6 protein-coding genes and 1 pseudogene are annotated in these 8,822 nt (G+C 61.6%); 2 read left to right on the forward strand and 5 right to left on the reverse strand.

What is annotated here, in order from left to right:
* The 5 genes from ACMO6A_RS05960 to ACMO6A_RS05980 all read right to left on the reverse strand — a co-directional run.
* The coding region (locus ACMO6A_RS05960) for an FAD-dependent oxidoreductase (RefSeq protein ID WP_418470899.1) at positions 1–1,749 on the reverse strand (1,749 nt) is incomplete at its 3' end.
* Positions 1,750–2,007: 258 nt separating this feature from the next.
* Positions 2,008–3,504: a response regulator transcription factor gene (locus ACMO6A_RS05965; protein ID WP_227111331.1), complete on the reverse strand. Its 1,497-nt coding sequence runs from the start codon at positions 3,502–3,504 to the stop codon at positions 2,008–2,010.
* Positions 3,501–5,849, reverse strand: coding sequence for a cation:proton antiporter (locus tag ACMO6A_RS05970; protein WP_009304478.1), 2,349 nt, complete (start codon positions 5,847–5,849; stop codon positions 3,501–3,503). The genes ACMO6A_RS05965 and ACMO6A_RS05970 overlap by 4 nt, the downstream gene beginning before the upstream one ends.
* Before the next feature lie 121 nt (positions 5,850–5,970).
* Positions 5,971–6,969 (reverse strand): DUF5692 family protein, encoded by a 999-nt coding sequence (locus ACMO6A_RS05975; RefSeq protein WP_009304477.1) that lies wholly within the window; start codon positions 6,967–6,969, stop codon positions 5,971–5,973.
* 107 nt (positions 6,970–7,076) lie between these two features.
* A complete protein-coding gene (locus ACMO6A_RS05980; protein ID WP_009304476.1) occupies positions 7,077–7,694 on the reverse strand; it encodes a TetR/AcrR family transcriptional regulator in 618 nt (205 codons plus the stop codon).
* A gap of 403 nt (positions 7,695–8,097) precedes the next feature.
* Between ACMO6A_RS05980 and ACMO6A_RS05985 the strand changes: the two genes are divergently transcribed.
* Both ACMO6A_RS05985 and ACMO6A_RS05990 read left to right on the forward strand, forming a co-directional pair.
* Positions 8,098–8,658, forward strand: coding sequence for a cytochrome c3 family protein (locus tag ACMO6A_RS05985; protein ID WP_009609114.1), 561 nt, complete (start codon positions 8,098–8,100; stop codon positions 8,656–8,658).
* Between the two features lie 21 nt (positions 8,659–8,679).
* Positions 8,680–8,822: pseudogene (locus ACMO6A_RS05990) on the forward strand (FMN-binding protein); the annotation flags it as partial.

Here is an 8,822-nt window from a genome sequence, read left to right on the forward strand (position 1 = left end):
GCCGAGGCTTACGCCGGGCGTGGGGGTGATGTATTCCACGCCGAAACGACGACCGCAATCGTTGCCGGAAACGTACAGGCCGGGAATCGGCTCGAAGTTGGCATCGAGGGCGTTCTGCTCTGCGTTGGTGATGATTCCGCCGCAGGTGCTCATGATCTCGCCAAGTCCCGGATTGCCCGCGAGCGCGTAGAACGGACCATCCTTGACGGGGAAGAGCACTTCCGCGTAGCGACCGAAATCCTCGTCGATGCCGTATTCGCAGAACTTGTTGTACTTCTCGATTTCCGCGACGAACGTCTCGACAGCATCGCCTTCGAGCCCGAGCTGCTTCGCCAGGCCCTCCAGCGTGTCGTCCGCGATGAATTCCGGTGCTGCGAACATCGCTCCAGCCTGGTTGTCCTCCTTGGAGGATTCGGGCTCGACCCAGGTTCCCTTGAACTTCTGATAAGCCTTGTCCATGCCTGTTTTTAGCTCTTCGATCGCGGACGTTGTCGGGCTGAACATGCCGTGTTGCGGCACGGTGTACTGGCGGTACTCGGGGAAGTTCGAATCGAACACGCAGGAGATGGGCTCTCGGGGCAGATACACGTTCGGCACGCCGCGCTGCTCGACAACGGGGTAGAACTCGTTCATGAAGCGCTTGCCATCGGAGCGGACCCATACAGCTTGAGGGAAGTTGTTCATAGAAGTGGGTGCTTGGATGTGCTTGGCGTTCATGCCGGGGATGATGCTCTCCAAATGAGCTCCCGCCCAATGAGCCATCTTGATGCCGTCGCCTTGATACTGCCAATTCGAGGCGTCCCCGACGAACCTTTCATTGCCGAAGGCATCTTTCCAAGCTTCTCCCTCGATCATGTTGTTCTTGATGTCGGGCATCAGGTCGTTGAGCATTTCCTCGTTGTAGGCGAAGCCGCCCGTGGCCACCACCACGGCCTTGCAGCCGAACTTGAGGTACGACCCGTCGGCCCGGTTCTCGGCGATGACGCCGGACACCTTGCCATTGTCCTGCAGGATCTGCAGTCCCCGCGTGTTGAAGAAGAACTCCGCTCCTGCGGCTTTCGCCTTTTCGCGGTTGTATCCCTGGATCTTGGTCTGATTACACTCTTCCGCATATGCGGATATGACGCCGGGGTAGAACTTGATGGGTCCGATATTGGGCAGCAGGTGCGGCCATGTTTCGCCTGCTGCGGGGGATCCGCTATGGCTCAAGGTGGCGATGTCCGAATCGGTCAGGCTGTCGTAGCACCAATCGATGTTATCGCCCATGTTCTGGCAGTACCTCATGATGAGCCCGGGGTTGCCCTGGTTGCCGATCATGGTCATCCAATTCTGGTAGTACTCGACCGGGCCGACATCATGGTACTGGTTGCCTTCGGTGATCTTGTTGACAAGGTTCGAGTTGACGCCACAGCTCTCGTTGCCCGTTGCCATGTACGTTTCTTCGGGTTGGAACTCGAGAAGGGCGACCCGGTAACCCTGCTCGGACAGCTCTCGGCACGAGGTTACGCCCGCGTACCCATGGCCCACCACGACCGCATCGTAATCACCGGCTTCGCTTGCTTGCGCGGAGTAATCTTGCGGCGTCCGCCAAGAGATTGCGCCCTCCGTCGCGCTGCCGTCGGATACGTTCTTCTCATCGGACTTGTCGCTGTCCGTTTTTCCGTTCGGCGAGCACGCCGCCAAGAAACCCGCTCCTACGGTTCCTACGCCAGCAAGCGCTGCGCCTTTGATGAAACTACGCCTATCCATCCCTCTCTCCGTTCATCTCAACAGCTAACACGAAAGATGCTGCCGGTCGGTTTGCCTTCAAGCCGGGCAGCAAGGCAAAGACTACGCAAACCGCTTCTTTTTCGGAATCGCGATATTGAGGGAATTGGGAAAAGAGTCCTTGCAAAGCGCCTGGAAAGCATCGCGGTTTTTGGGGAATTACGCAAAACACGAGGTGAAACGCTTATGGCGTTCGCCGGTTCGCCGGAGCGAAGCTGCTTGGGCGACGAGTCTCCGGTTTTAGAAATCCGTCATCGAAGACGGCTCGTTCTCGTTTTCTATAAGCTGCAGAAGGTCCTCGCGCGAGTGGATGTCCAGCTTTTTGTAGATGCTCTTGATATGGGAGCGGACGGTGGAGTCGGACAAGAACATCTTCTTTGCGACGTAGGCGGGGGAGTAGCCGCGCCCTAGGAACAAGAGCACCTCTCTCTCGCGTTTCGACAGGCCGCCCTTGTCGGCAACCCGATTGCAGCATGTTTCCAAGTCCGACAGCAGGTTCGGCTTGTTCGCCTGCTGCGAAGGGAGGTACATTGTTTTCCACGAGCGTATATTGGGCACCAGAACCAACGAGATGAAGTACAGGGTGGAAAGCGCAAGCAATACTGCTTCCTCGTTCCCGCTGATGCCCGCAAGATCGCCGAAATGCAAGCCGATGATCGAAACCAAGCAAAAAGCGGAGATCGAGCTACCGAAGATCAGAGGCACCGAGAACTCTTGCGCGTGCGCGATCGCGCAGAACGAGGCCAGCGCAAGCACCCCTATAGCGCCGAAGAACACGTAAATGCCGATCATGCCGATGCTGTGCACCGCATGACCTGTGGGGAAGCTGCTGAGAAACAACAATATGGCGGCGAAGATGGGCAGGTATATTTGGAACACGAACGGCAAAAGAGGCTTGTCCGACTTCCTAAGCCATAAAGGCAGAACCGAGACGACGGCGAGGATCGTGCCGATGCTTTCGGCGTACATGTTGCCGAAAACCGCGATCTTGCGTACCGCCATCGTCAAGGCGAACAGCAAAAAACCCACGAACGGACCGAGGGCGACCGAGAAGAAGGAGTGGAACACGGTGGAATCTTGGCTTTTCGCATCGCGTTGCACGTTCAGCAGGCGAACGAACTCGCCGTGCGTAGAGCGGATCAGCAGGGGCACGAGTCCGAGAATGCTGAGCAGAAGAAAGCTCGCGACCCCGGTTTCGGGACCCATGTAAACGAATCCCGTATTGATGAGCGCGCAGATGGCCAGCAGGACGCTCAGGCGAATGAGGGCTTCCCGGAACGTGAGGGTGGAGAATACGCTTCCCCAAGCGATGCAAAGGAGCAAGGTCGTCGTTCCGCAGAGCGTTCCTCCGAGCAAGGAGCACAATTCGACCGGAACTCCGGGGAGAAGAAGGGAAGCGAAGAGCAGGAAAAGCCCCGTCAGGTAGAGAAGCGCGACGATCGTCATTCGAAGAGGAGTTAGGAATGTTATCCGACTTGGTTCTTTCGCGCACAGCGCGATGCACGCGGCTGCCATGCCGGCGACCATGGCGCTCGCCAACGTGGAGTGGACGAAATACGGCATGGCCAAGTCGAAGCCTGCCAAGTCGGGGCTGAATATCATGTTCGGGGAGTAGAGTGGCAAGGTTGCGAAAAAGGCTACGAAACAAACTTGTTCGAATGCGGATGGCTGGCTCATGTCGAATCCTTCTCGCTTGTACCTATCTGCCAAGTGCATGGATCTTCGCGCTCCGGTCATGCGGCACCGTCTTTTTCCGGTAGCGCTTGGGCGGCCGCCGTTTCGCCCACGAGCCAGATGCGGTCATCGGGGAACAGGCGCGTGTTGCGGCTCGGCTTCATCTTGAGCAGCTTCTCATGCTCGTGTGCGACGACGAGGCAGCCGAAGGAGCCCTTGAAATCGACGGCGCCGATGGTCTTGCCGGCGAAGGGCGAGCCCGCTTCCACGGAAAGCGACACGCATGCGAGATCCAACTTGTCGGGGTGCGCGGCCGCGTACTCGTCGAACGATGCGCTGACGGCATCGGCCTCGTCGATGGAGTCCTCCTTGAGCAGGGTTTGCAGGTAGGCGTCCACCTCGTTCTCGGTGCCGAGGAACGTCAGCACGTCGCCCTCGCGTATGCCCAGCGGGTCGGCCGGGTCGTTGATGCGCCGCACAAGCTCCTCCTTGGTCAGTCGCGCGAGCGCTTGCGATCCCATGCGCACGCCCTCGCGCTCGATGGCCATGAGATCCAGGTTGTGCGCTATGCCGAACAGGAAGTCGCTCGACCGCTCGGCGCCCAATCGGCGCAGCGTGCGCGACGCTTCGACCTCCACCACGTACAGGCGCTCCTCCACCCACCCGGCGCGTTCCTCCTCGTCGGATTCCGCCAGGCGCTCGGCCAGGATGGACTCGTTGAGGTTGCCGACGAAGCTCGTCTCCAGCTTGAGGAACCACGAATGCAGCGTGCGCGAGCGCGCGAGCAACAGCGAGCACGTCGCCGCCAGAACGAACATCCACACCGATTGGCGCGCGCCGGCCGCATGCACGATGTAGGCCACCACGCCGCAGGACGCCGCGCCGCCCGCCAGCATCAGGACGGCCAACGGCACATGGTTTCGACGGCTCTTCATCCACAGCACGCCGAACTCGTTCTTTCGTCCCGTGTAGAACAGGTTCGACAGGAACAGTCCCGTCACGAAGATGCCCACCGCGGCAAGCAACGGGTTGAGAACGGCCTCCGGCACGAAACCCGACAGCAAAGGAAGGGCCGTGTTCATGAGCACCTCCACCGATGCGATGCCGGCCAGCACCACGAGCCCCAGCTTGAGCGTCCAGCGTTTGAGGTAGTCCACCCATAAGTTCGGTTCGCCGTCCTCTTCCTGCGCGCGCTCCAGATGCTCATGGCGCAGTGCGAACAGGCTTTCGGGCAAGACGCGCACGAGGAGGTGGTAGATGCGTTCGGAATTCTTCACCAGAAGAGGCGAGGCGAGCGTCGTCGCCACCGACACGGTGACGATGACGGGGTAGAGGAAGTCGGGAGTCACGCCCGTCGCCGATCCTAGCGCGGCGATGATGAACGAGAACTCGCCGATCTGCGCCAGGCTGAGCCCGCTCATCACCGAGGTTTTCAGCGTTGCCCCCGACAACAGAGCGCCCAACCCGCAGAACAGCGAGCGTCCGATGATGGCCACCAAGGCGATGACGACGATGGCTCCCAGGTTCTCCGTCACGGCCGCGGGTGTGACCAGCATGCCCACCGATACGAAGAACACGGCTCCGAACAGATCCTTGATGGGCTTGAACAGCGCGTCGACGCGCTTTGCCTGCACGGTGCCGGCCAGGATGGATCCGGCGAGGAACGCGCCCAGCGCCGAAGAGAACCCGATGGCGTCGGCCAGAACCACCATCCCCAAGCACAGCGCGATGGACGCGATGAGCAGGATCTCGTCGTTGAGCTCGGAACGCAGGCGCTTGAGGGCGCTCGGCACGAGGATGACGCTGAGCGCGAACCATACCACGAGGTACAGCGCCATGCGTCCGATACGCACGGCCACCGCACCGCCGTCCACCGACGCGCTGACCGCCACCGTGGACAGCACCACGAGCAGGAACACGCCTGCGATGTCCTCGATGACCAGCACGCCGAACACGAGCTGGGCGAAGGCCTTGGTGCGCAGGCCCAGCTCGCCGAACGTCTTCACGATGATGCTGGACGACGAGATGGCCAGCATGCCGCCGAGGAACAGGCTGGTTGACGGCGACCAGCCAAGCAGCGTGCCGCAGGCGAACCCTGCCGCTATCATGAGCGACATCTCCACGACGGCCGTGACGAGCGCCGGACGGCCCACGGTGGTCAGCTTCACCACGCTGAACTGCAGTCCCAGGCCGAACATGAGGAAGATGACGCCGATCTGCGACCAGGTGGACACGTCGGCCGTCTCCACGATGTTGGGGATCCAGCCGATAGCGGGGCTCACGAGGAATCCGGCCACCACGTACCCCAGCACGAGCGGCTGTTTGAAACGCCGGCAGACGATGGTGGCCACCGCCGCCACGGCGAGCAGCAAGGCGAGGTCGTTGACGAGCTGGGGTATGGACTGCATAGGTTCCTCTTCGCGCACTGTACGGTCGAAACCTCATTGTAGCAAGCCGAGACGCGTCGGCGGACGAAAAAGAAGCGGCCCTTGCGGGCCGCTTCCCAAACATGGATCGGTTTCTGGTTTCTTACGATTCCGCCAGCTCCGCGGGGGTGGCGCGGCGCGCCATGGCCTTGTCGTAGTCTTTCGTGCCGGCGAACACCTCGTTCATGTACGGGTTCACCTTGAGCTTCTTGGCGCGGTACATGATGTAGGCGAACGCGGCGATGTTGGCCAGAAGCGCGATGACGGACACGGCCAGGTTCACGTTCGGGTTGTTCACCGACTGCACGCTGAACACGCTGTAGTCCTGGAACGCCGGCACGCACTGGGCGAACATGCACCAGATGGCCAGTGTGAACGCGCGGTTCTGGATCCAGCCGCCTTTGTTCCAGAAGAACGCCGCCACGGTGGGGGCCAGCAGCAGGGCCAGGCCGCAGTACCAGGAGTGCGTGGGCAGGCAGTTGTAGGTGTAGCAGAAGTTCCACAGGTCGTAGGCGATGATGAACACCCAGGTCATGTCCGGCCACAGCATGTCCTGGCGCTTCTTGGAAATGTAGATGCCGAACCAGCCGGTCATGCAGGCGATGTTGATGATGCCCGCCACGCCGTTGAACACGTTGTGCCAACCGCCGTACAGCGTGACGCCCTCGGAGGACACCCAGGTGGTGCCCCAGGCGCGGATGGCGCTCTCGAAGTCGCTGACCACGGCGATGAGGATGTTGATGGCCACGATGACGAACGGGAAGCACTTGAACCAGTGCGCCTTGCCGATAGCGCCCCACGAGTACTTGATGGCCATGAAGCCGATGCACCCGATGGTGGCCGCGTAGAGCTTCGCGTAGTGGAACCAGCTGTTCATGTGCACGTGCGTGGGGTTGTCGAGCGCCCACTGCTGGCCGATGCCGGCGCCGATGGAAATGGCGACGAAGTACGCCGTCAACGCGACGGGCAGCACGATGAAGCAGAACACGCCGCCCGCCTTCGTGCGGCGCGCCACTTCGTTGATGAGGATCAACCCGATGAACACGATGGCCCAGCCGAGCCATTGGTACAGGGCGTTCTCCCCGTAGACTTGGAACAGCATGACACCCTCCTTCTTCAGGGTACGCTTCGCACAGGCCGCCTTCCGGCCTGCTGTTTCTTCAGATGAGATTATCGATACCGTTGCATGCGGGTTCGCCTGCGCAGGTTCTATCCGCTTTCGGGTGCGCCGTTCGCGCCGCGGTCCATGTGCAGCGTTTGGGCGATGAGATCCTTCAGCACCTCGTCGTCGACGTCCGGATGCGTTCGCAGGTAGCCGACGATGCCCAAGATGAGCACGTAGAACGTCTCGTAGACGTGCTCGATGCGTATCTCGTGCAGCGCGCCGTAGTCGCGCACCGTGGTGTCCACGATGTACGTGGCCACGCGGTCGGCCACGCGGTTCACGAAGTCGATGTAAAGCGCCGCGTTCTCGTGCGAGGCCAGCGAGCGGCGGAACGCGTCGTGCTCGAACACGCCGAGGCGCATGAGCTTTACGACGCTGGAAAGGGCGCTTTCGATGTCGCCCGGGTGCCGTTGCGCGTTCCAGTAATGAGTGGCCTCGATGAAGTCGGCCACGTAGTCGTCGAGGACGGCCGAGGTGACGGCCTCCTTGTCAGGGAAGTAATGGTAGAACAGCGAGCGCGCCACGCCCATGCGGTTGGTGATGTCCTGCACGGAGGTTTTCGAGAGCCCCTGCTCCTCGTACAGCTCGCGGGCCGCGGCCACGATGTCGGCTCGACGCTCGGCCGATGCCGCGTTGCGCGCCTTCTCGTTCGAGGTTGCCATGCCGCCCTCCTTGCCCCGTTCGCTTGAACGATCCTGCGGTTCGCCGCCATGGCGGCGTGTTTCGTTCGATCCCCTGATGAGCGCAGCATACGCCCCTGGTTGACGGAGCGTCAATAGACAGTTTCAGGGATTCGTCAACGAAGAGGGGGACGTAAGCGGCGAAGCGCGCGCGTCCGCGACGGCAATGACGAAACGCGCGAAGCCGTCAACCGCGGCTTCCTCTTTGCCTGCGAGGATGCTAGCATGCAGGTCATTAAGTTCATTTGTGAAACGAAAAAAGAACGCAGATGAACTAATGAGGGAGCAAGCGGACGCAGGGCCGCATCTCGGCCGAGGCGGCGTCGGGCGATCCGATGCCGAGGGCATCGCGGAGCAGCGGACGCGAAACCGAGAAGGAGGGGTCATGGAGGAGAGCAAGCCGAGCGGAAAGCGGAGAGGGAGGCGCTGGCCTATCGTGGTCGGCGTGATCGCGGCGGTCGTCGTGGCGGCGGGCGCGGGTTTCTGGGTTTGGCACGAGCAGCCGAGCTTCTGCAACGCCGTTTGCCACGATCCGATGGACGTCTACGTGGACGGCTACTTCAACGACGCGACGCTTATGGCGAACGCCCACGAGCGCGCCGACGTTACGTGTTTGAAGTGCCACGAGGCGAAGTTGTCCGATCAGGTCGCCGAAGGGCTGTCGTGGGTGCGCGGCGATTTCGCCACTGACGAGACGGGGCATCTGACTACCCATGGCGTGACGGCCGATAAGAAGATGTGCGCATCGGCCGGCTGCCATGATTGGGAAGACGTGAAGGCCGCCACCGAGGATTGGGGAGGCGAGGCGGGGGTGAACCCGCATGCGTCGCATCAGGGCGAGGCCATCGATTGCAGCAACTGCCACGGCGCGCATGGATCGTCGTATATGTACTGCAACGCGTGTCACGACTACGCGGTTCCCGACGGTTGGGAAAGCCCCCGGTAGGGCGTGCGAAAAGGAGGAGCGATGATGAAGAGGACGGCAGCGGCCGTATGCGGGGCCGCGGTGCTGGCGGCGGGCATGACGGGCTGCGGCGCGGGATTCGAAGGCTCGGGGTCGAAGGACGCGGCCAGCGCCGAGCAGCTGGCCATGCGCCTGGACGATCCGTG

It is taken from the genome of Eggerthella sp. (genome assembly GCF_048329335.1).
Classification (GTDB): domain Bacteria; phylum Actinomycetota; class Coriobacteriia; order Coriobacteriales; family Eggerthellaceae; genus Eggerthella; species Eggerthella lenta.

What these genes read in the sequence shown, in the direction of transcription:
- ACMO6A_RS05965 (WP_227111331.1), bottom strand. Translation starts at nt 3,504, where the DNA reads ATGACCGGAGCGCGAAGATCCATGCACTTGGCAGATAGGTACAAGCGA.
- ACMO6A_RS05970 (WP_009304478.1), bottom strand. Translation starts at nt 5,849, where the DNA reads ATGCAGTCCATACCCCAGCTCGTCAACGACCTCGCCTTGCTGCTCGCC.
- ACMO6A_RS05975 (WP_009304477.1), bottom strand. Translation starts at nt 6,969, where the DNA reads ATGCTGTTCCAAGTCTACGGGGAGAACGCCCTGTACCAATGGCTCGGC.
- ACMO6A_RS05980 (WP_009304476.1), bottom strand. Translation starts at nt 7,694, where the DNA reads ATGGCAACCTCGAACGAGAAGGCGCGCAACGCGGCATCGGCCGAGCGT.
- ACMO6A_RS05985 (WP_009609114.1), top strand. Translation starts at nt 8,098, where the DNA reads ATGGAGGAGAGCAAGCCGAGCGGAAAGCGGAGAGGGAGGCGCTGGCCT.